Source organism: Pseudonocardia sp. NPDC049154, from assembly GCF_040648315.1.
Lineage (GTDB): Bacteria > Actinomycetota > Actinomycetes > Mycobacteriales > Pseudonocardiaceae > Pseudonocardia.
The window spans coordinates 1-20,767 of the sequence record NZ_JBEZDN010000137.1 but is presented as its reverse complement, the minus strand read 5'-3'; the positions used below and the strand labels follow the sequence as shown (position 1 = coordinate 20,767).

General features: G+C 73.8%; 20 protein-coding genes. 12 read left to right on the top strand and 8 right to left on the bottom strand.

What is annotated here, in order from left to right:
* Positions 1–29: 29 nt before the first annotated feature.
* The gene (locus AB0B41_RS37035) at positions 30–566 is read right to left on the bottom strand and encodes an NUDIX hydrolase (RefSeq protein ID WP_358211704.1); all 537 of its coding nucleotides are present in this window, start codon (positions 564–566) and stop codon (positions 30–32) included.
* A 32-nt stretch (positions 567–598) separates the two neighbouring features.
* Here AB0B41_RS37035 and AB0B41_RS37030 point away from each other — a divergent pair, with 32 nt between their 5' ends.
* Positions 599–1,567, top strand: a complete 969-nt coding sequence (locus AB0B41_RS37030) for a WYL domain-containing protein (protein WP_358211703.1) — start codon at positions 599–601, stop codon at positions 1,565–1,567.
* 6 nt (positions 1,568–1,573) lie between these two features.
* Entirely contained in the window at positions 1,574–2,233 is a 660-nt protein-coding gene (nucS, locus tag AB0B41_RS37025) for an endonuclease NucS (RefSeq protein ID WP_037044746.1), read from the top strand.
* Here the strand turns inward: nucS and AB0B41_RS37020 are convergent.
* Entirely contained in the window at positions 2,195–2,851 is a 657-nt protein-coding gene (locus AB0B41_RS37020) for a helix-turn-helix domain-containing protein (RefSeq protein WP_358211702.1), read from the bottom strand. The genes nucS and AB0B41_RS37020 overlap by 39 nt on opposite strands.
* Before the next feature lie 257 nt (positions 2,852–3,108).
* Between AB0B41_RS37020 and AB0B41_RS37015 the strand changes: the two genes are divergently transcribed.
* The 3 genes from AB0B41_RS37015 (at position 3,109) to AB0B41_RS37005 (ending at position 6,884) form a co-directional block, all read left to right on the top strand.
* On the top strand, positions 3,109–4,602 hold the full coding sequence (locus AB0B41_RS37015) for an aldehyde dehydrogenase family protein (RefSeq protein ID WP_358211701.1): 1,494 nt from the start codon (positions 3,109–3,111) through the stop codon (positions 4,600–4,602).
* Positions 4,603–4,711: 109 nt separating this feature from the next.
* Positions 4,712–6,496 (top strand): 3-hydroxybutyryl-CoA dehydrogenase, encoded by a 1,785-nt coding sequence (locus tag AB0B41_RS37010; RefSeq protein ID WP_358211700.1) that lies wholly within the window; start codon positions 4,712–4,714, stop codon positions 6,494–6,496.
* Between the two features lie 124 nt (positions 6,497–6,620).
* Positions 6,621–6,884, top strand: coding sequence for a hypothetical protein (locus AB0B41_RS37005; protein ID WP_358211699.1), 264 nt, complete (start codon positions 6,621–6,623; stop codon positions 6,882–6,884).
* Positions 6,885–6,956: 72 nt separating this feature from the next.
* Here the strand turns inward: AB0B41_RS37005 and AB0B41_RS37000 are convergent, their stop codons facing one another.
* The 3 genes from AB0B41_RS37000 to mce all read right to left on the bottom strand — a co-directional run bounded on the left by AB0B41_RS37000 (position 6,957) and on the right by mce (position 10,344).
* Positions 6,957–8,030, bottom strand: coding sequence for a hypothetical protein (locus tag AB0B41_RS37000; RefSeq protein WP_358211698.1), 1,074 nt, complete (start codon positions 8,028–8,030; stop codon positions 6,957–6,959).
* 270 nt (positions 8,031–8,300) lie between these two features.
* Positions 8,301–9,632 carry a crotonyl-CoA carboxylase/reductase gene (ccrA, locus tag AB0B41_RS36995; RefSeq protein WP_358211697.1) on the bottom strand — a complete coding sequence of 444 codons (1,332 nt, stop codon included), beginning with the start codon at positions 9,630–9,632 and terminating at the stop codon, positions 8,301–8,303.
* A 241-nt stretch (positions 9,633–9,873) separates the two neighbouring features.
* Positions 9,874–10,344 carry a methylmalonyl-CoA epimerase gene (gene mce, locus AB0B41_RS36990; RefSeq protein ID WP_358211696.1) on the bottom strand — a complete coding sequence of 157 codons (471 nt, stop codon included), beginning with the start codon at positions 10,342–10,344 and terminating at the stop codon, positions 9,874–9,876.
* Between the two features lie 142 nt (positions 10,345–10,486).
* Here mce and AB0B41_RS36985 point away from each other — a divergent pair, with 142 nt between their 5' ends.
* Together AB0B41_RS36985 and meaB are read left to right on the top strand one after the other, a co-directional pair.
* The gene (locus AB0B41_RS36985; RefSeq protein ID WP_358211705.1) at positions 10,487–11,671 is read left to right on the top strand and encodes an acetyl-CoA C-acetyltransferase; all 1,185 of its coding nucleotides are present in this window, start codon (positions 10,487–10,489) and stop codon (positions 11,669–11,671) included.
* A 4-nt stretch (positions 11,672–11,675) separates the two neighbouring features.
* Positions 11,676–12,623, top strand: coding sequence for a methylmalonyl Co-A mutase-associated GTPase MeaB (meaB, locus tag AB0B41_RS36980; RefSeq protein WP_358211695.1), 948 nt, complete (start codon positions 11,676–11,678; stop codon positions 12,621–12,623).
* 41 nt (positions 12,624–12,664) lie between these two features.
* Here meaB and AB0B41_RS36975 read toward each other — a convergent pair whose 3' ends face one another.
* Positions 12,665–13,168, bottom strand: a complete 504-nt coding sequence (locus tag AB0B41_RS36975) for a MarR family transcriptional regulator (protein WP_358211694.1) — start codon at positions 13,166–13,168, stop codon at positions 12,665–12,667.
* A gap of 60 nt (positions 13,169–13,228) precedes the next feature.
* Here AB0B41_RS36975 and AB0B41_RS36970 point away from each other — a divergent pair, with 60 nt between their 5' ends.
* Positions 13,229–13,540: a thiamine-binding protein gene (locus AB0B41_RS36970; RefSeq protein ID WP_037044769.1), complete on the top strand. Its 312-nt coding sequence runs from the start codon at positions 13,229–13,231 to the stop codon at positions 13,538–13,540.
* Entirely contained in the window at positions 13,533–14,243 is a 711-nt protein-coding gene (locus AB0B41_RS36965; RefSeq protein WP_358211693.1) for an alpha/beta fold hydrolase, read from the top strand. The genes AB0B41_RS36970 and AB0B41_RS36965 overlap by 8 nt, the downstream gene beginning before the upstream one ends.
* 63 nt (positions 14,244–14,306) lie before the next feature.
* Here the strand turns inward: AB0B41_RS36965 and AB0B41_RS36960 are convergent, their stop codons facing one another.
* Positions 14,307–14,594, bottom strand: a complete 288-nt coding sequence (locus AB0B41_RS36960) for a hypothetical protein (RefSeq protein WP_358211692.1) — start codon at positions 14,592–14,594, stop codon at positions 14,307–14,309.
* A gap of 247 nt (positions 14,595–14,841) precedes the next feature.
* Here AB0B41_RS36960 and AB0B41_RS36955 point away from each other — a divergent pair, with 247 nt between their 5' ends.
* From AB0B41_RS36955 to AB0B41_RS36945, 3 genes are read left to right on the top strand one after another with little or no spacing between them, the layout of a single operon-like run.
* Positions 14,842–15,780, top strand: coding sequence for a hypothetical protein (locus AB0B41_RS36955; RefSeq protein WP_358211691.1), 939 nt, complete (start codon positions 14,842–14,844; stop codon positions 15,778–15,780).
* A 56-nt stretch (positions 15,781–15,836) separates the two neighbouring features.
* A complete protein-coding gene (locus AB0B41_RS36950; RefSeq protein ID WP_358211690.1) occupies positions 15,837–16,844 on the top strand; it encodes a tetratricopeptide repeat protein in 1,008 nt (335 codons plus the stop codon).
* 50 nt (positions 16,845–16,894) lie between these two features.
* Positions 16,895–18,130 carry a glycosyltransferase family 87 protein gene (locus tag AB0B41_RS36945; RefSeq protein ID WP_358211689.1) on the top strand — a complete coding sequence of 412 codons (1,236 nt, stop codon included), beginning with the start codon at positions 16,895–16,897 and terminating at the stop codon, positions 18,128–18,130.
* 90 nt (positions 18,131–18,220) lie between these two features.
* On the opposite strand, the gene glgB is transcribed toward AB0B41_RS36945, so the two are convergent.
* Positions 18,221–20,590 carry a 1,4-alpha-glucan branching protein GlgB gene (gene glgB / locus AB0B41_RS36940; protein ID WP_358211688.1) on the bottom strand — a complete coding sequence of 790 codons (2,370 nt, stop codon included), beginning with the start codon at positions 20,588–20,590 and terminating at the stop codon, positions 18,221–18,223.
* Between the last annotated feature and the right edge of the window lie 177 nt (positions 20,591–20,767).

The following is a 20,767-nucleotide window of genomic DNA, read 5'->3' as shown; positions in this document are numbered from 1 at the left end:
GCGATCGTCGCCATGGCGACGATCGCCACTCACAGGGGGCGGCGCTCGCGGAGGACCAGCAGCATGTAGGCGGCGACGGACTGGGCGTCGGTGATCTCCCCGTCCGCGATCATGGCCTCGAACTCGGTGATGGTGAACCAGGCCTGCCGCATGTCCTGCTCGGTGTGCTCGCGCTGGGCCTCGCCTTCGGTGAGGTCGCTGGCGAGGTAGACGTGCCCGCGCTGGCTGGACATGCCGGGCGCGACGTCGAGCGTGCCGATCTTCTCCATCCGGCCGGCCCGCAGCCCGGTCTCCTCGACCAGCTCGCGCACGGCGAGCTCGGCGGGGTCCTGGGCGGCGCGGTCGGGCGCGGTGCCCGCCGGGAACTCCCAGCGGCGCAGGCCGATCGGGTAGCGGAACTGCTCGACGAGGTGCAGCCGGTCGCCGTCGCGCGGGATCACGAGGGCGTACGTCGGCTTGTCGATCACGCCGTAGACGCCGTCCGAGCCGTCGGGGCGGCGCACGGCGTCCTCGCGCACGGTCATCCAGTTGTTCGCGTAGACCTGCCGGGTCGAGAGGGTCTCCACACGGTCAGCCTCCCACCTGCGACGATCGGGCCGTGCGCGCGTCCCGGCTGATGGCCCTGCTCTTCGTGCTGCAGCGGCGCCGCTCGGCCACGGCGGCCGAGCTGGCCGCGGAGCTGGAGGTGTCCGAGCGGACGATCTACCGGGACGTCGCGTCGCTGAGCGAGGTGGGCGTACCGATCTGGACCGAGCCCGGGCCGGGCGGCGGGATCCGGCTCGTCGAGGGCTGGCGGACCCGGCTAGACGGGCTCACGGCCCAGGAGGCCGCGGCCATGCTGACCCTGGGCGCGCCGCAGCTGCTCGCCGAACTGGGCCTGGGGACCGCGCTCGCCGGGGCCCAGGCGAAGATCCTCGCGACGCTCCCGGAGGGCCTGCGCGCGCACGCCCGCGTCGTCGCCGAACGGGTGCACCTCGACGCGCCGGGCTGGTTCCAGAACCCCGCCGAGGTCACCCACCTCGCCGTGCTCGCCGAGGCGCTGTGGGAGCAGCGCCGGGTCCGGGTCGTCTACGGGCCGCGACAGGTGCACCGCGAGGTCGAGCCGCTCGGGCTCGTGCTCAAGGCAGGGGTCTGGTACCTGGTCGCCGGGGTGGACGGGGACGTCCGGACCTACCGGGCGGCGAAGATCGCCGAGGCCGAGCCGCTCGCCGGGACGTTCGCGCGACCGGAGGACTTCGACCTGCCGGCATGGTGGGCGGAGTCGGCCTCCCGGTTCGCCGCGTCGATGCTGCGGGAGAAGGTGCGGATCCGGGTCTCGCCCGCCGGGCTGCGGGCCCTGCCGAGCGTGACCGACTCCGACGCCGCACACGCCGCCGTCGCCGCGGCCGGCGAGCCCGACGCCGAGGGCTGGCGCGAGCTGCTGCTCGACGTCGAGTCGCTGCGGGTCGCCGCCGGGCAGCTGGTGGCGCTGGGCGGGGAGGTGGAGGCGCTGGAGCCACCCGAGCTGCGGAGGCGACTCGCCGAGCACGGGCGGGCGCTGGCCGAGCGCAACGCACCTCTAGGGTGACGGCCCGTGCGCCTCGTCATCGCCCGCTGCCAGGTGGACTACGTCGGTCGGCTCACCGCACATCTGCCGATGGCACCGCGGTTGCTGCTGGTCAAGGCCGACGGATCGGTCAGCGTGCACGCCGACGACCGCGCCTACAAGCCGCTCAACTGGATGAGTCCGCCGTGCTGGCTCACCGAGGAGCCCGGCGTCTGGACGGTCCGCAACAAGGCGGACGAGTCGCTCGTCATCACCATCGACGAGGTGCTCCACGACTCGTCGCACGAGCTGGGCGTGGACCCCGGGCTGGTGAAGGACGGCGTCGAGGCGCACCTGCAGGAGCTCCTGGCCGCGCACCCGGAGACCTTCGGCGACGGCTGGACGTTGGTCCGCCGCGAGTTCATGACGGCGATCGGCCCGGTCGACCTGCTCTGCCGCGACACCGCGGGCGGGCACGTCGCCGTGGAGATCAAGCGGCGCGGGGAGATCGACGGCGTCGAGCAGCTGACCCGCTACCTCGAGCTGATGAACCGCGACCCGTTGCTCGGGCCGGTGGCCGGGGTGTTCGCGGCGCAGCAGATCAAGCCGCAGGCGCGCACCCTCGCCGAGGACCGCGGCATCCGCTGCGTGACCGTGGACTACGACGCGCTACGGGGCCTCGACCCGAAGGACCTGCGCCTCTTCTGAGGTCGCCTCGTACGGGGGGACGAGCGCCCCGCGCAGCTGGAGCAGGACGAAGTCGCGGATGTCGCCCGCGGTCGAGTCGGGCCGGGTGAGGACCTGCAGGAGCAGGGCGTTGGTGTGGTAGCGGGCGGTCCGGTCGGCGTCGAGGTCCAGCCCCAACACGTCGGAGGCGTGCTGCAGGGCCAGCTCCAGGATCAGCGGGATCTGCGCGATCATGCGGACGTCGCCCGGGCCGCGCGGCGGCCCGTCGCTGCGGATCGCATCCTCGTGCAGCGCCGCGAACAGCGCGAACGTGAGCGTGCGCCGGACCTTCAGCATCACCACCATCTCGTCGACGGCGACCCGGACGATCTCGTGCGCCTCGGCGCAGGCGGCGATCCGGTCCTCGACCCGGGCGACGGCCTCGGCGATCCGCGGTGCGAACAGGTGCCCGATCAGCGCGTGCTTGCTGCCGAAGTGGTTGTAGCAGGTCGCGGTGGCGACGCCGGCCCGCGCGGCGACCTCCGTGATCCGGGTGCCCTGCCAGCCCTGCGCCGAGAACAGCTCCTCCGCGGCCCGGAGGATGGCCGAGCGCGTCTCCGCGTTGCGCTCCTCGCGCCGCCCGGGCCGCCTCTCGGTCATCGACGGAGGTTAGCCCAGCTCATTCGCATTGTGGAGTGCCTGGAACCCGTTATAGGTTCGCCGTCCGCGCGGGTTCGCCGGGACCGCGTGTCCCGAGCGCGGAGCGGGGGCGCGGCCCTGTGCGGAGGAGGGGTCCGTGCAGCGCCGCGTCCCGCCCTCCGCGTCCCCTGACCGGCCGGAACGGCCCCCGCCCGGGTGGTCCGCCCGGGTCGCCGGAGGCACACGCGGGCCCTCGCGCCCGCCCTACCCTGACCGACGTGACCGCCAGCACCGAGGCTACGGCCAGCACCAGCACCGACACCTTCGACTCGCTCGACCCGCGGACCGGTGAGGTCGTCGGGACGCACCCGGTCCACGGCGAGGCCGAGGTGCTCGCCGCGGTCGCCCGGGCCGGGGAGGCCGCGCGGTGGTGGCGGGGGCTGGGCTTCGACGGCCGCCGCGAGCGGCTGCTGGCGTGGAAGAAGGCGCTGGTCGCGCGGCTGGACGAGGTCGCGGGCGTGGTCTCCGCCGAGACCGGCAAGCCGCTCGACGACGCCCGGCTCGAGCTGGTCCTCGCGATCGACCACGTCGACTGGGCGGCGAAGCACGCGAAGAAGACGCTCGGCCGGCGGAAGGTGTCGCCGGGCCTGCTCGGCGCCAACCAGGCCGCGACCCTGGGCTACCCGCCGATCGGCGTCGTCGGCGTGATCGGGCCGTGGAACTACCCGGTCTTCACGCCGATGGGCTCGATCGCCTACGCGCTCGCCGCGGGAAACACCGTGGTCTTCAAGCCGAGCGAGCTCACGCCGGGCGTGGGCGAGATCCTTGCCCGCACGCTGTCCGACGCGGTACCGGAGAAGGCGCTGATCGAGGTGGTGACCGGGTTCGGCGAGACGGGTGCGGCGCTCTGCCGCGCCCCGGGCGTCGGCAAGATCGCCTTCACCGGGTCGACGGCCACCGGCAAGCGGGTCATGGCCTCCTGCGCCGAGACCCTCACCCCGGTCCTCATCGAGTGCGGCGGCAAGGACGCGCTGATCGTCGACGCGGGCGCCGACGTCGAGGCCGCCGCCGACGCCGCCGTCTGGGGCGGGATGTCCAACGCCGGCCAGACGTGCGTCGGCGTCGAGCGCGTGTACGTCGTCGAGTCGGTCGCCGAGGAGTTCACCGCGGCGCTCGTGGCCAAGGCGCGCGGGCTGCGGGCCGGCACCCAGTTCGGCCCGATGACGATGGCGTCGCAGACCGAGGTCGTCCGCCGGCACGTGCGCGACGCGCTGGACAAGGGCGGTCGGGCGGTCGTCGGCGGCGAGGACTCGGTGAAGCCGCCCTTCGTGGAGCCGGTCGTGATCGTCGACGTGCCCGAGGACTCCTCCGCCGTCACCGAGGAGACGTTCGGCCCGCTGATCGTCGTCAACCGGGTGCCGGACGTCGCCGAGGCGGTGCGGCGCGCCAACGGCACCGGCTACGGCCTGGGCGCCAGCGTGTTCACCGGCTCGGCGAAGGAGGGCGAGCGGATCGCGGAGGGCCTGCGCTGCGGCATGGTCAGCGTCAACGGCGTGATCGCGTTCGCGGGCATCCCGTCGCTGCCGTTCGGCGGGGTCGGCGACTCCGGCTTCGGCCGCATCCACGGCGAGGACGGGCTGCGCGAGTTCACCCGGCCGCAGGCGGTGGCCCGGCAGCGGTTCGCGCTGCCGGTCCCGGTCACCAGCTTCACCCGGTCGGCGAAGCACATGGGAACCCTGATCGGCCTCGTCCGGGCACGTCACGGCCGGTAGACCCTCCGTCCGGAGGGGTGTTCCCGGCCTCATGCGTGGGTTACCACGCAGCGGGGGATGAGAGGATTACCGCTCGGTACAGACCCTCGAGGCAGCGGGAGGTAACGGCGTGGCACGCGAGTTCCGGACGGTCGGCGTGGTCGGCCTGGGCACCATGGGTGCGGGCATCGTGGAGGTGTTCGCGCGCAACGGCCTGGACGTGATCGCCGCCGAGGTGGACGCGGCCGCCGTCGAGCGCGGGAAGGCGCACCTGGAGACCTCGACGAGGCGGGCGATCGAGCGCGGCAAGCTCACCGAGGATCAGGCGGGCGAGCTGCTGGGCCGGATCACCACGACCACGTCGCTGGCCGACCTGGCCCCGTGCGACCTCGTGGTCGAGGCGGTGCCGGAGTCGCTGCAGCTCAAGGCGTCCGTGTTCGCCGAGGTGGACAAGCACGTCGGCCCGGAGACGATCCTGGCGTCGAACACGTCGTCGCTGTCGGTCACCGAGCTGTCCGTGCGGACCGCACGGCCGGGCAAGGTCGTCGGGATGCACTTCTTCAACCCGGCGCCGGTGCAGAAGCTCGTCGAGCTGGTGCGCACGGTCGTCACCGAGCCGGACGTGGTGGAGGACCTCCAGGCCTTCGCCGCCACCCTGGACAAGGTGCCGGTCGTGATCGGCGACCGGGCCGGGTTCATCGCGAACGCGCTGCTCTTCGGCTACCTCAACCACGCGGCGCGCATGTACGAGTCGCACTACGCGAGCCGCGAGGACCTCGACGCCGCCATGCGCCACGGCTGCGGCTACCCGATGGGCCCGCTGGCGCTGCTGGACCTCATCGGCCTCGACACCGCGTACGAGATCCTCGAGACGATGTACGCGCAGTCGCGCAACCTCATGCACGCCCCGGCGCCGGTGTTCAAGCAGATGATCACCGCCGGGCTGCTGGGCCGGAAGAGCGGCCGCGGCTTCTACACCTACGAGAAGCCGCACAGCAGCAAGGTCGTGCCCGACGCGCTGACCCCGGGCTCGGTCGTGCCCGAGGACGTCCCGACGCGCGAGGTCCAGCGGGTCGGCGTGGTCGGCACGGGCACCATGGCCAGCGGCATCGTGCAGGTGTTCGCGCAGGCCGGGTTCGACGTGGTGGTCCGCGGCCGGAGCGACTCCAAGGTCGAGGCGTCGATCGGCGGGATCCGCAAGGCGCTCGACAAGGCCGTGGTGCGGGGCAGGCTCACCGAGGAGGACCGGGACGCCACGCTCGGGCGGATCACCGGCACCACGTCGCTCGAGGACTTCGCCGACGTCGACCTCGTCGTCGAGGCCATCGCCGAGGAGCTCGAGGTGAAGCGGGCCGTGTTCGGCGCGCTCGACGAGATCTGCAAGCCGGGCGCGATCCTCGCGACCACGACGTCGTCGCTGCCGGTCGTGGAGTGCGCGGCGGCCACCACCCGTCCGGCCGACGTGATCGGACTGCACTTCTTCAACCCGGCACCGGTGATGAAGCTGGTCGAGGTGGTGTCCACGATCAGCACCGCGCCGGAGGTCGCGGCCACCGCGCTGGCGCTCTGCCAGAAGATCAAGAAGGTGCCGGTCTCCTGCGGGGACCGGGCCGGGTTCATCGTCAACGCGCTGCTCTTCCCGTACCTGAACGACGCGGTGAAGATGCTGGAGGCGCACTACGCCACGGCGGACGACATCGACGCGGCGATGAAGACGGGCTGTGCCCTGCCGATGGGGCCGTTCGAGCTGCTCGACGTGGTCGGCCTGGACGTGTCGCTCGCCATCGAGCGGTCGCTGTTCTCCGAGTTCCGCCAGTCCGGCTTCGCCCCGGCCCCGCTGCTGGAGCACCTGGTCACGGCGGGCCGGCTCGGCCGCAAGACCGGGCATGGCTTCCGGGACTACACCTCCCGCTGATTCTCGGGCGCTGACCTGTGACCCGCCCCGGTGCCGCCCGCGCGGCGGCGCCGCGGCCGTTACGGTCGGATCCATGGCACGCGGTCGACGGCCCCGCCCCTCGGAACGGGGGCGGGGCCGCTCCGTGCCCGCACCCCTGTCGTCGGGGATCGTGACCCGCGCCGAGACGGGGCCCGACGGCGAGTGGGCCGTCCGGCACGTCCCCGGCGGGTCGTCGGTGAAGGACTACCGCTGCCCGGGCTGCGACCAGCTGATCCCCGCGGGCGTCGGTCACGTGGTCACCTGGCCGACGGGGGAGTGGGGGTCGGTGGAGGACCGCCGGCACTGGCACCTGCCGTGCTGGAACGCCCGCGGACGCCGGCGCCCGGGGGGCCGCCGCCCCCGCTGACCGGCCCCTCGCACGGACGTCGACGCCCCGCACCCGTGCGGCAGGGGTGCGGGGCGTCGAGGGTCCGTGCGGTCAGGCGCGGGTCGTGGCCGGGTGGGGGCGCGGGCGGCGGCGGGACTGCTCGCTCGCCTGCTCGGGCACCGCGCCGGAACCCGAACCCGTGCCCGAACCCGTGCCCGAGGCGCCGCGCCCGTCTGCGGTCGCGCCGTCCGGGCGGTCGGCCTCGTCGGCCATCGGGCCGAGGGCCGCCAGGTCCGCGACGAGTGCGGCGCGGGCGTGCGCGAGCTGCTCGGCGACCCGGCTCCGCAGGTCGGTGAGCTCGGCGACCCGGCGCTCGGCCTCGCGGACGAGGCGCTCGGCCTCACCGCGAGCGTCGGCGACGATCCGCGCGCCCTGCTCGTCGGCGGCGCTGCGGGTGCTGCGGGCGTACTCGTCCGCGTCCGACCGCAGCCGCGCGACCTCCTGCTGGGTCGCGGTGCGCTCGGCCTGCAGCGCCCCGAGGGTCTCGATGCGCCGCTGGTCCATCGCGATCCGAAAGTCCTCCTCGACCTGCGCGCGCTCGGCGGCGGCGGCCGCGGTCGCGGCGGCGATCGCCGCGTCGCACTCGGCGCGCCGGGTCGCGATCACCTCGTCGGTGGCCAGCTTGTCCTGCGCGGACTGCGCCTGCAGGGCCTTCGCCTGGGCGACGATCCGCTCCGCCTCGTTCCGGGCCTCGGCGAGCAGCGCCTCCCGGCGGCGCTCGGTGTCCGCGCGGCGATCGGCCAGCTCCTGGTCGCACTCGGCCCGCAGCCGGGTCACGTCCGCGTCCGCCCGGGCCCGCATCTCGGCGACCTCGTCCTCGGCCAGCCGGAGCATCGACCGCATCCGCTCGCTGAGCCCCTGGACGCTGTCCGGCGGCCCCGACAGGCGGCGCACCTGCTGGCGCATCGACTCCAGCCGGCCGCGCGTCTCGTCGAGCTCGCGGGTCAGCCGGGTCACCTGCGCGACGGCGGCGTCCCGGTCCGCGGCGAGCAGCCGGACGTCCGCGTCGATCCGGTGCAGGTGCCCGTCGACCTGCTCCTGGTCATAGCCGCGGCGGACGACCCGGAACCCGGCCGTGGGCTGGAAACCGGGGTCGGATTGAGGGTTCTCCGGTTCACCGACCATGGGCGTCACCGTACCGGGCTACCGCATTCGCGGAGCGTCACGCGCGGCTCCGGGTGGGCTCCGTCACCCGTCCGGGCGCGGGCCGTTCCGGGGTGCGGCCGCTGAGCATTCGCAGTAACGAGCCATAACGCTCGAACCGGGCCGCCGAGCTCGCAGCATGGATCCATGACGCCGGGATCGGGCCCTCGAGAACGCAGTACGGCTCCATCACGCGCCCGGAGACGTGCTCGAGGGTGCGTCATGGAGCCATACGTGCAGCGATGCCGCCGGTCAGACGCCGCGGAAGCGGTTGATCGCGTCGAGGTGCTTGGCCCGCTTCTCCGGGTTCGTCACGCCCAGGCCCTCCTCGGGCGCGAGCGCGAGCACGCCGACCTTGCCCTGGTGGGCGTTCTGGTGGACGTCGTACGCCGCCTGGCCGGTGTCGGCGAGCGGGTACACCTTCGACAGCGTCGGGTGGACCAGGCCCTTGTCGATGAGCCGGTTCGCCTCCCACGCCTCGCGGTAGTTCGCGAAGTGCGAGCCGACGATCCGCTTGAGGTTCATCCACAGGTAGCGGTTGTCGTACTCGTGCATGTAGCCCGAGGTCGACGCGCAGGTCACGATGGTGCCGCCCTTGCGGGCGCAGTAGACCGAGGCGCCGAAGGTCTCCCGGCCCGGGTGCTCGAACACGATGTCAGGGTCGTCGCCGCCGGTGAGCTCGCGGATCTTGGCCCCGAAGCGCTTCCACTCCTTCGGGTCCTGCGTCTGCGGGTCCTTCCAGAACTTGTAGCCCTCGGCGTTGCGGTCGATGACCAGCTCGGCACCCATGGCCCGGCAGATGTCCGCCTTCTCCTGCGAGGAGACGACACAGATGGGAGTGGCGCCGCCGTTGAGCGCGAACTGGGTCGCGTACGAGCCGAGCCCGCCGCTCGCACCCCAGATCAGCACGGTGTCGCCCTGCTTCATGTCCGCGCCGTTGCGGGAGACCAGCTGGCGGTACGCGGTGGAGTTGACCAGCCCGGGGCTGGCCGCCTCCTCCCAGGTGAGGTGCTCGGGCTTGGGCATCAGCTGGTTGGACTTGACCAGGGCGAGCTGCGCGAGCCCGCCGAAGTTGGTCTCGAAGCCCCAGATCCGCTGCTGCGGGTCCATCATCGTGTCGCCGTGCCCGTCCGGGCTCTCCAGCTCGACGGACAGGCAGTGCGCGACGACCCGGTCGCCGGGCTTCCACGCGTTGACGCCGGGGCCCGTCTTCAGCACGACGCCGGCCAGGTCCGACCCCACGATGTGGTACGGCAGGTCGTGCCGCTTGGCCAGCTCGGACTCGCGCCCGTAGCGCTTGAGGAACCCGAACGTCGACACCGGCTCGAAGATCGAGGTCCAGACGGTGTTGTAGTTGATCGCGCTCGCCATCACGGCCACGATCGCCTCGCCCGGGCCGAGCTCGGGCGTGGGCACCGTGTCCAGGTGCAGGCTCTTGCGCGGGTCCTTGTCGCGGGTGGCGATGCCGTCGAACATCTCCGTCTCGTCCGCGTGGACCGTCATCGCCTGGTAGTGGTCAGGGACTGGAAGCCCACCCACGGCGTCGAAACGCTCGGCGAGAATGGCGTCGAGGATCTCCTGCACGGCCTGGCCTCCGGTGGCGTGAGTCGTGTGGCTTGCTTGGGATACCGATCAGTTACCGATCAGTATGGTACCCGAGGCATTGTGTCTGCGCGCTCCGCCGATGGGGCCGATCGTGACGCAGCCCACCGACTGGATCAATGAAGCAGCCCCTCCGACCGGGCGGGAACCGCCTGATCGGAGGGGCCGGGTGCTGCACGAAGGGCGCTCTCGTTCCCACCTTCTGAGCGAGAGCGCCGTTCGCTCAGTGGTCCTTCGCCGGCTCCACCAGCTCGACGAGCACGCCGCCGGCGTCCTTCGGGTGCACGAAGTTGATCCGCGAGTCCGCCGTGCCGCGCCGCGGCTCCGGGTACAGCAGGCGCAGGCCCTTGTTCTTCAGCGCCTCCATCGCGGCCTCGATGTCGGTGACGCGGTAGGCGAGCTGCTGCAGGCCCGGGCCGTTGCGGTCGAGGAACTTCGCGATCGTGGAGTCCGGGCGCAACGGGGCCAGCAGCTGGATCCGCGTGCTGGAGGCGGGGTCGGCGCCGGGCGCGGCGAGCATCGCCTCGCGCACGCCCTGCTCCTCGTTGACCTCCTCGTGCGTGTTCACCAGCCCGAACACGTCGTGGTACCAGGCGACCGCCTCGTCGAGGTCGGCCACCGCGATGCCGACGTGGTCGATCTGGGTCAGCAGGGATCCGAGCGCTCCGTGGGCCGATTCCGTCTGTGCCGTCATGGACCGGGAATCTAGTGCTCGGTACCGGGCCCGGCCCTCTGTGTGGCTGCTCACCCGTCCGTTCGGGCCGTCTCTTCGCAGGTCGCCGACGGGTATGGTCCGGAACCAATCCCGTGTGCCAACGCAGTTGCTGGAGGTCGTCGTGGCGCAGTCCGTGATCGTCGCTGGTTCCCGTACGCCGGTCGGCCGGCTGCTCGGGTCGCTCAAGGGGTTCTCGGGCGCGCAGCTCGGCGGATTCGCGATCAAGGGCGCCCTGGAGAAGGCCGGGGTGGCCCCCGAGCAGGTCGAGTACGTGATCATGGGGCAGGTGCTCACGGCGGGTGCCGGCCAGATCCCGGCCCGGCAGGCCGCCGTCGCCGCCGGCATCCCGATGGACGTCCCGGCGCTCACCGTCAACAAGGTCTGCCTGTCCGGCATCGACGCCATCGCCCTCGCCGACCAGCTCATCCGGGCCGGTGAGTTCGACATCGTGGTCGCGGGCGGCCAGGAGTCGATGACCCAGGCGCCGCACCTGCTGGCCAAGTCCCGCGAGGGCACGAAGTTCGGCGACACCGCGCTGATCGACAGCATGTCCTACGACGGCCTGTTCTGTGCCTTCGACCAGGTCGCGATGGGTGCGTCGACGGAGAAGCACAACAGTCGCTACGACGTCACCCGCGAGGACCAGGACGCCTTCGCCGCCCGTTCGCACCAGCTCGCCGCCGCGGCCCTGAAGAACGGTGTGTTCGACGACGAGATCACTCCCGTCGAGATCCCGCAGCGCAAGGGCGACCCGGTCGTCTTCTCGCACGACGAGGGCGTCCGCGGCGACACCACCGGCGAGAGCCTCGCCAAGCTGCGCCCGGCCTTCGCGGCGGACGGCACGATCACCGCGGGCTCGTCGTCGCAGATCAGCGACGGCGCGTGCGCGGTCGTGGTGATGAGCAAGGCCAAGGCCGAGGAGCTGGGCCTGAGCTGGCTGGCCGAGATCGGCGCCCACGGCGTGGTGGCCGGCCCGGACACGAGCCTGCACGAGCAGCCCGCCAACGCCATCGCGAAGGCCTGCGCCAAGGAGGGGCTCGACCCCAAGGAGCTCGACCTGGTCGAGATCAACGAGGCCTTCGCCGCGGTCGGTCTCGTGTCCACCCGCAAGCTGGGCCTCGACGAGGAGAAGGTCAACGTCAACGGCGGCGCGATCGCCCTCGGCCACCCGATCGGCATGTCCGGTGCCCGGATCACGCTGCACCTCGCGCTGGAGCTCAAGCGCCGCGGCGGCGGCGTCGGCGTGGCCGCGCTGTGCGGCGGCGGCGGCCAGGGCGACGCGCTGATCCTCCGCGTCCCGGCCTGATCCCTTGCCTCAGCAGTCCCCGCGGGAGCTGGTCGACCGCGCGCTGGAGGGCCAGCAGCGCGCGGTCGCCCGGCTGATCTCGCTCGTCGAGAGCGGGTCGAAGGACCTGCCGGAGGTCGCCGCGCTGCTCGCCCCGCACACGGGGCGGGCGCAGGTCGTCGGGCTGACGGGCTCGCCGGGCGTCGGCAAGTCCACCACCACGTCGGCGCTGGTCGCGGCGTTCCGCGAGCAGGGCAAGCGGGTCGGTGTGCTCGCGGTCGACCCGTCGTCGCCCTTCTCCGGCGGCGCGCTGCTCGGCGACCGGGTCCGCATGGGCGACCACGCGGTCGACGAGGGCGTGTTCATCCGGTCGATGGCCACCCGGGGGCACCTGGGCGGGCTGGCCTGGGCGACCCCGCAGGCTCTGCGGGTGCTCGACGCCGCGGGGTGCGACGTCGTGCTCGTCGAGACGGTCGGGGTCGGCCAGTCCGAGATCGACGTCGTCTCGCTCGCCGACACCACGGTTGTGCTGCTCGCGCCCGGGATGGGCGACGGCGTGCAGGCCGCCAAGGCCGGGATCCTCGAGATCGCCGACGTCTTCGTGGTCAACAAGGCGGACCGCGAGGGCGCCGACCAGACCGTCCGCGACCTGCGCTACATGATGTCGCTCGGCGAGCGGCGGGACGTCTGGAAGCCGCCGGTGTGCCGCACCGTCGCGGCCCGGGGCGAGGGCGTCGACGAGGTCGCCGGGGCGATCGACGAGCACCGGGCCTGGCTGGAGTCCTCCGGCGAGGGCCCGCGGCGGCGCCGGCGGCGGGCCGAGAACGAGATCGAGGCGATCGGGCTGGAGAAGGTCCGCGCGCGGCTCGGCGACGTCCGCGGCGGCGCCGCCCTCGAGGCGCTGGCCGAGAAGGTCGTGGCCGGCACGCTGAGCCCCTACGCGGCGGCGGACGAGCTCCTCGACTCCCTGTGAGTGGCGATAGTCGTCATAGCGACTATCGCCACTCACAGGGGTCAGCGGAAGTCGCCGGACGCCGAGCGGATGCGGCCGAGCAGGTCGAAGAGGGTGGCCTTGCCCTCCGCGTCGAGCCCCACCAGCCCGAAGTCGACGGCGGTGACGGACTTGGTGGCGTGCTCCAGCCGCTCCACCCCGTCCGGCGTGATCTCGACCAGCGTCGCCCGCCGGTCCGTGGGGTGCGGGGTCCGGCGCACCAGCCCGTCCGCCTGCAGCCGGTCGACGATGTTCGTGACGCTGGTCGGGTGCAGCTGCAGCCGCTCGCCCATCACCCGCATCGGCAGCTTCTTCGCCCGCGAGAAGCTCAGCAGCACCAGCGCCTCGTAGCGGGCGAAGGTGAGGTTGTGCGGCTTGAGCGCGGCGTCGACGGCCGACAGCAGGATCTGCTGGACGCGCATCACGCTGGTGACGGCGGCCATGGTGTCCGACGGGCCGATGCGCTCGGCCCAGAGCTCCGCCGCCCGGTCGATCGGGTCGAAGGGGAGCGGGTCGCGCGAGGCCATGGCCACGCACGCTAGCAGGGCGGACATCCGCGGCCCGAGATCATGGGGCAGGCTGGCGGCATGCTCGTAGCGTTCAGCATCGCGCCGTCCGGCAGCTCCTCCGACGACGGGAGCGTGGGCGACGCCGTCGCGGAGGCCGTCCGCGTGGTCCGGGAGTCCGGGCTGCCCAACGAGACGACGTCCATGTTCACCACCATCGAGGCCGAGACCTGGGACGAGGCGATGGCCGTGGTGGGCCGCGCGGTCGAGGCCGTGCAGGCCCGGTCCCCGCGGGTGAGCCTGGTGCTCAAGGCCGACATCCGGCCCGGGTACACCGGCCAGCTCAGCGCGAAGGTGGAGCGGATCGAGAAGGCGCTCGGCTCGGATGGCTGATCCGGCGTTCCTGCTCCTGCACGGGGCCTGGCACCGCGGGTCGAGCTGGGCGCCGCTGCAGGAGGAGCTGCGGGCCCGCGGGCGCAGCTCGGTGGCGCCGGACCTGCCGGCGGACGAGCCGGCGGCGGGCGCCGCCGAGTACCTCGCGGCGGCCCTCGCCGCCGCGCCGGCCGAGGGGCCGGTCGTGGTCGTCGGGCACTCACTCGGCGGGCTCACCGCCCCGCCGGTCGCCGCCGAGCTCGGCCCGCGCACGCGTGCCCTGGTGCTGGTCGCGGCGATGCTCCCGGTGCCCGGCCGGGCGCACAACGACCTGCTGCGCGAGGACCGCACGATCATGGCCCCGGGCTTCGGCCCCGGCCAGGAGCGCGGCCCGGGCGGGACGACGAGCTGGCCGGCGGAGGCCGCCGAGGCGTCGCTGTACGCCGGGGTGGCCGAGGAGCTGGGCGCGCCGGACCTCGTGCGGGAGGCGGTCGCGGACCTCCGCCCGCAGGCGTGGGCGATCGGCAAGGAGGTCACCCCGCTGGTCGCGTGGCCGGCGGTGCGGACGGTGTCGGTCGTCTGCGCGCAGGACCGGGTGGTGAACCCGCAGACCTCCCGCCGGCTGGCCGCCGAGCTGGGCTTCGAGGTCCGCGAGCTGCCCGGCGGGCACTTCCCGATGCTCACCCACCCGGCCGAGCTGGCCGACCTGCTCGTCGGGCTGTAGCGACCAGCCCGGAGAACGACCACGGCCGGCGGGGAGGCCCCGCCGGCCGTCCTGCGGCGCCGGTCAGGCGATGTTGAGCGTGAAGAAGAAGACGCCGACGAGGATCGCGGCGAAGCCCAGCCCCATCGCGATCTTGGCGAGCTTCGCGGTGTCCGGGTTGCGGACCGCGGCGATGCCGACACCGATCGCCGCGAGCCCGCCGACCCAGCCGACGATCGAGATCGGGCTGGCCACCAGCGCGACGATGCCGATGATCAGCGCGACCTTGCCCAGCACGGGGCTCTGCCGGCGGGCGGTCTTCTTGCGGGCCTCCGCCAGCAGGCGATCGGCGACGGTGTTCTCCTGGCTCATCAGATCCTCCGGTCAGGGGACGGTCCCGGCGCGGATCCGTCCGGCGTGCACGCACGGTGACGCGACGTCACTTCCGTGAGGTCAACGAGCGCGTGCCGCCGCTGGTGCTCCGCCGGTCCGGTGATCAGCGCGTCCGCGGCCGCGGACCGCGGGTGCGCGGCGCCACCGGATCGGCGCAACGCCGGGCGCTGGATCGGGGATGGTCGGACGTCCTACGGTCGTGGGAGGAGCAAGGACGGGAGGCGCCATGACGACCGGGAACACCGCTGCGACCAGCGCGGACGCCGCCGGCGGGGAGCACCGGGCGCGCCGGCTGTGGCGCGCGCTGGAGCCGTTGCACGCGGTGACCTACTTCGCGCCGGAGGCGCGGTCGGCGGGGGAGTCGCTGGGCCTGCGGGGCTTCTGGCGCGGCTACTTCGGGCAGCGCGCCGCACCGCTCGGGCCGGTGCCGGCCGAGGTCGTGACCGCCCTGTTCTACAACTTCGCACCCGGGTTCGTGGCCCGCTCGGTGCCCGAGATCTGGTCGGTCGCCACGCCCGCGCAGCTGCTCGACGCCCGGCTCGCGGCCGTCGACGCCGCCCTGCGCCGCGCGCTCGGCGAGCTCGCCGTCTCCGCGGAGGTCGCCGAGGCGGCCGAGCTGGCGCGCACGGCCGCGACCTCGGTGTCGACGGCCGGGCGGGCGCTCGCCGCGGCCAACGCGGCCCTGCCGTGGCCCGACGCGCCGCACCTCGTCCTGTGGCAGGCCCAGACGATCCTGCGCGAGCAGCGCGGCGACGGGCACGTCGCGGCCCTGGTGAGCGCGGGGATCGACCCCGTGGAGGCGCTGGTGGTGTTCGCGGGCGCCCAGGGCCTGCCGGGCGACTGGCTGCGGGAGCGGCGCGGCTGGACCGCCGAGGAGTGGGAGGCCGCGCGGGCCCGGCTCGCCGACCGGGGCCTCGTCGAGCCGAACGCCGGCGAGACCGTGACCGACACCGTGCTGACCGATGCGGGGCGGGAGCTCTGTGCCGAGGTCGAGGCCCGCACGGACGCGCTCGCCGACCAGGCCTGGCGGGCCCTCGGCGACGCCCGGGCCGAGCGTCTGGTCGGGCTGACGGAGCCGCTGGTGGAGCGGGTCCTCGCCGCGGGCGACTTCCTGCCGCAGAACCCGATGGGCATGCGCCCGCTCGTGGCGGCCGGCCCCGGCTGACCCGCCGGCACCCGGGAGGGCGGGCGACGGGCGGGGCGGGCGGCGACCGTGCCAGGATGGACGGCGTGTCGCGACCCGATCCTCGTCAGGCAGCCCAGACGGCGGCCCTGTCGTCCGCGTTGGCGGGCGCCGTCGATCTCTCCGCGCTGAAGGCCCGTTCGGAGGCCGCGGCCCGCCAGCAGGCGGCGGGCGGCGCCCAGGCCGGGGCCCCGGCGGCCTCCCCCGACGGTGGCGGCGGTGGCGGGTACGTCATCGACGTCACCGAGCAGAGCTTCCAGCGGGACGTGCTCGAGGCGTCCCTGCAGGTGCCGGTGATCGTCGACCTCTGGGCCACCTGGTGCGAGCCGTGCAAGCAGCTCTCCCCGGTCCTGGAGCGCCTGGCGAACGCGAGCGGCGGCGCCTGGATCCTCGCGAAGGTCGACGTCGACGCCAACCAGCGGATCGCCCAGGCCTTCGGCGTGCAGTCGATCCCGATGGTGGTCGCGGTCGTCGCCGGCCAGCCGGTCGACGCGTTCCAGGGCGCCCTGCCCGAGCCGCAGGTCAAGGACTGGATCGCCCGGATCCTCGACGCCCTGCGCGACCGCATGCCCGCGATCGCCGAGGGCGAGCGCCGGGCGGCCGCGGGCGGCGCCGCCGTCCCCGAGGAGGAGCCGGAGGACCCGCGCTTCACCGAGGCCGAGGACGCGCTCGAGCGCGGCGACTACGCCGAGGCCGAGGCCGCCTACCAGCGGATCCTCGACCAGGAGCCGGCCAACGAGATGGCGCTGGCCGCGCTCTCGCAGGTCCGCTTCCTGGCCCGGGCCGAGCAGGCGGACCCGTCGGCGATCGGCCGGGCCGACGCCGCACCCGACGACGTCGACGCCCAGCTCGCCGCGGCCGACGCGGAGGTCGCCCAGGACCGGGCCGAGTCGGCCTTCACACGCCTGGTCGCCGCGGTCGGCCGGACCTTCGGCGACGACCGGGAGAAGGTCCGCAGCCACCTCGTGGGGCTGTTCGAGCTGTTCCCGGCGGACGACCCGCGGGTGAGCACCGCCCGTCGCGCCCTGGCGCGCGCGCTGTTCTGAGCGCGGGGCGCGCGGCCGGGCGGGATCCCGGCCGACTACGGTCGGCAGCCGTGTCGACGACCAGCCCGCAGCCCGTCGCCGATCCGCCGCGGCCCCCGGCCCGGCGGTGGCCGGCGGCACGCGTCGGCGCGGTCGTGCTCGCGGTGGCGGCGCTCGCGCTGACCGCCGCACTGCACGCCACGCACCACAACCTGCTGGTCCTCGGCCTGTCGTCCGCGGACATGCGGGAGCTGCACGCCGACTTCGACACCTTCTGGCAGTCCGCCGTCGCGCTGACCCAGGGCGGCGACATCTACGCGACGCCGGCGAAGCTGCGCAACCTCAACCCCCCGCTGCTCAGCCTGCTGCTGGCCCCGCTCGCGAGCCTCGACGTGGTCGTCGCGTACCGGGTGTTCGCCGCGGTCACCCTGCTGCTGATCGCCGGCGCGGTGCTGCTGGTGTGCCGCGAGCTGCGACTGCCGTGGTGGTGGACGGCGGGCGCCACGCTGGCGATGCTCGCGTCCTCGCCCCTGCACGGCACGCTCTACCTCGGCCAGATCTACGGGCTGCTGCTGGTCGGGCTGGTCGCCGGCTGGATCGCCGAGCGCCGCGGGCACCCGCTGCTCGCCGGCGTGCTCTACGGCGTCACGGTCGCGCTCAAGCCCTCGCTCGCCCCGGTCCTGCTGCTCCCGGCCGTGCAGCAGCGGTGGCGGCCCTTCTGGGCGGGCATCGGCGGCGCCGTCGTCGCGACCCTCGTGGGTGCGCTGCCCGCCGGGCCGTCGAGCGCTCTCGAGTGGCTGCGGATCGGGTTCGGCGAGCCGGTGCCCGACGTCCTGGACAACGCCGCCCTGCCCGGGGAGGCGCTGCGCCTGGGGCTGCCGTCGGGCGTCGGGACGGTGCTGGGGGTCGTCGCACTGGTCGGCACCCTGGTGTGGCTCGCGCGCCGCACCCGCACCGGCACGGTGGACCCGGGCGGTACCGCGCCGTGGGCGGTGATCGCGGCGGGCCTGCTGATGTCGCCGATCTCCTGGCACAACTACCTGCTGCTGCTGTGGCCGGGCGTGCTCGCCGTGGTGGCGGCGTCGCCGGCGGCCGGCGTGCGCCGCGCCTGGGTGGCCGCGCTGCTGGCGTTGCCGATGATCCCCGTCTCCTGGGGCGACCTGTGGGCGCCCGACGACCCGTGGACGCCGCTCGGCCGCAGCCTCTACTGCGCGATCCTCCTGGCCTACTGGATCACGCTGCTCCGCAATGCCGACCGCACCCCGGTCCCCGAACGCACGAACGGCGCTCTCGCTCACTCCTCGTGAGCGACGGCGCCGCTCGCTCCGTCCGGCCCCGAAGGCACGAACGGCGCTCTCGCTCAGATCTGGTGAGCGAGAGCGCCGTTCGCCGTGGGGTCAGACGTCCCGGGAGTCCTCGTCGGCCGGGCCGGCCTCGGGCTGCACGCCCCGCACCAGGTCCGGGGTGTGCGCGGCGCCGGCGGGCGGCGCCTCGACGGCGGGCTCGGTCGCGGCGGACTGCACCGGGCGCCGCGGGTGCACCGGGCCGCCGGTCTCCTCCGGCACCAGCCACAGCACGCCGGCCGGGGGCAGCCGCAGGACGGCCGACGCCGGGCGCCCGTGCCAGGCGGCCCGCTCGGCCTCGACCACGCCGAGGTTGCCCACGCCGGAGCCGCCGTAGTTCTCCGCGTCGGTGTTGACCAGCTCGCGCCAGTTGCCGGCGAAGGGCAGCCCCACGCGGTAGTTCTCCTTCGGCTGGCCGGAGAAGTTCGCGATGCAGGCCAGGACCGCCGGGCGGCCGTCGTGGTCGGTGCCCTGCCGCAGGAAGCTCAGCACGTTGCCGGCGGCGTCGTTGGCGTCGATCCACGAGAAGCCCTCGGGCGAGTGGTCCGCGGTCCACAGCGCCGGGTGGTCCCGGTAGGTGCGGTTGAGGTCGCCGACGAGGGTCTTGATGCCGCCGTGCAGCCGGTCGCCGAGCAGGTCCCAGTCGAGCGAGCGCTCCTCGGACCACTCGCGGACCTGCCCGAACTCCTGGCCCATGAACAGCAGCTGCTTGCCCGGGTGCGCCCACATGAACGCGAGCAGCGCGCGGACGTTGGCGGCCTTGTTCCAGTCGTCGCCCGGCATCCGGGTCCACAGCGAGCCCTTGCCGTGCACGACCTCGTCGTGGCTGATCGGCAGGACGTAGTTCTCGCTGAACGCGTACATCAGCGAGAAGGTCATCTGGTTGTGGTGGTAGCTGCGGTGCACGGGGTCGCGCCCGATGTAGTCGAGCGTGTCGTGCATCCAGCCCATGTTCCACTTGAACCCGAAGCCGAGCCCGCCCATGTAGGTGGGCCGCGTGACGCCCGGCCACGCCGTGGACTCCTCGGCGATCGTGACGACGCCGGGGTGCTCCCGGTAGACGGTCGCGTTCATCTCCTGCAGGAAGGAGACCGCCTCGAGGTTCTCCCGGCCGCCGTACTGGTTGGGCAGCCACTGCCCGTCCGGCCGCGAGTAGTCGAGGTAGAGCATCGAGGCCACCGCGTCGACCCGGAGGCCGTCGATGTGGAACTCCTCGAGCCAGTACAGCGCGTTGGCGACCAGGAAGTTGCGCACCTCGCGGCGACCGAAGTCGAACACGAGGGTGCCCCAGTCCGGCTGCTCGCCGCGGCGCGGGTCGGCGTGCTCGTACAGCGGCGAGCCGTCGAACCGGGCGAGCGCCCACTCGTCCCGCGGGAAGTGCGCGGGCACCCAGTCGACGATCACGCCGTACCCGTGGCGGTGCAGGGTGTCGACGAAGTACCGGAAGTCGTCCGGGGTGCCGAAGCGGGAGGTCGGGGCGTAGTAGCCGGAGACCTGGTAGCCCCAGGAGCCGCCGAACGGGTGCTCGGCCACCGGGAGCAGCTCGACGTGGGTGAAGCCGGTCTCGTCCAGGTACTCGACGAGCTGGTCGGCGATCTCGCGGTAGCCGTTGCCCTGCCGCCAGGAGCCGATGTGCAGCTCGTAGACGCTCATCGGCTCGGCGTGCGGCTGGCGGACGGCACGCGCGGCCATCCACTCCTCGTCGCCCCACTCGTGGGTGTTGGCGGTGACCACGGACGCCGTGGCGGGCGGGACCTCGGTGGCGAACGCCAGCGGGTCCGCCTTGTCACGCCACACGCCGTCCCGGCCCAGGATCCGGTACTTGTACCGGGTCCCGACGCCCACGTCGGGCACGAAGATCTCCCAGACGCCGGCGCTGCCGAGCGAGCGCATCGGGTGCGCCCAGCCCGCCCAGCCGTCGAAGTCGCCGGTCACGCGCACGCCCTGGGCGTTGGGCGCCCAGACGGCGAAGCTGGTGCCGACGACCTGGCCGTTGGCCGTGTCGTAGGTGCGCACGTGCGCGCCGAGCACGTCCCAGAGCCGCTCGTGGCGGCCCTCGCCGATCAGGTGGAGGTCGACCTCGCCGAGGGTCGGGAGCCAGCGGTACGGGTCGTCCGTGACGTCGACGCGGTCGCCGTAGCGGACGCGGATCTTGTAGTCCCCGCCCGGCCCGTCGACGACGCCGGAGAACAGGCCGGCGTCGTGCACCTTGACGAGCGGGTGCGCGTCGCCCGGGTCGCCGCCGCGCAGCACCCACACCTCGTCGGCGTGCGGGCGCAGCACGCGGACGACGGTGCCGCCGCCGGCCGTCGGGTGCGCGCCCAGCACCCCGTGGGGGTTGTGGTGGGCACCACCCAGGAGCCGGTCGGTCGTCGCCTGGTCCGGGGGGCAGGGGTCGATCGTGCGGGTGTCCTCGTGTGCCACCCCGAAACCCTATTGCGGACCGCGCGGACGCGCCCACTGTGGTCCGCCGAACGGGTTGTGGCCCTAGAGGCCGTGTCTCTCAACCTGGCGCCGCCGGGCCCGGTGATCCACGTTGTTCCCGGCAAGGCCGCCGGGCCGCCCTCATACCGGGCGTATTCGGGTGGCCCGGCAACGCCG

Excerpts from the sequence above, each read along its gene's own strand:
- AB0B41_RS37020 (WP_358211702.1), bottom strand. The coding sequence starts at position 2,851 with ATGACCGAGAGGCGGCCCGGGCGGCGCGAGGAGCGCAACGCGGAGACG.
- AB0B41_RS37000 (WP_358211698.1), bottom strand. The coding sequence starts at position 8,030 with ATGGTCGGTGAACCGGAGAACCCTCAATCCGACCCCGGTTTCCAGCCC.
- AB0B41_RS36955 (WP_358211691.1), top strand. The coding sequence starts at position 14,842 with ATGACGACCGGGAACACCGCTGCGACCAGCGCGGACGCCGCCGGCGGG.
- AB0B41_RS36970 (WP_037044769.1), top strand. The coding sequence starts at position 13,229 with ATGCTCGTAGCGTTCAGCATCGCGCCGTCCGGCAGCTCCTCCGACGAC.
- AB0B41_RS36975 (WP_358211694.1), bottom strand. The coding sequence starts at position 13,168 with ATGGCCTCGCGCGACCCGCTCCCCTTCGACCCGATCGACCGGGCGGCG.
- AB0B41_RS36950 (WP_358211690.1), top strand. The coding sequence starts at position 15,837 with ATGGACGGCGTGTCGCGACCCGATCCTCGTCAGGCAGCCCAGACGGCG.
- mce (WP_358211696.1), bottom strand. The coding sequence starts at position 10,344 with ATGACGGCACAGACGGAATCGGCCCACGGAGCGCTCGGATCCCTGCTG.
- AB0B41_RS36960 (WP_358211692.1), bottom strand. The coding sequence starts at position 14,594 with ATGAGCCAGGAGAACACCGTCGCCGATCGCCTGCTGGCGGAGGCCCGC.
- AB0B41_RS36965 (WP_358211693.1), top strand. The coding sequence starts at position 13,533 with ATGGCTGATCCGGCGTTCCTGCTCCTGCACGGGGCCTGGCACCGCGGG.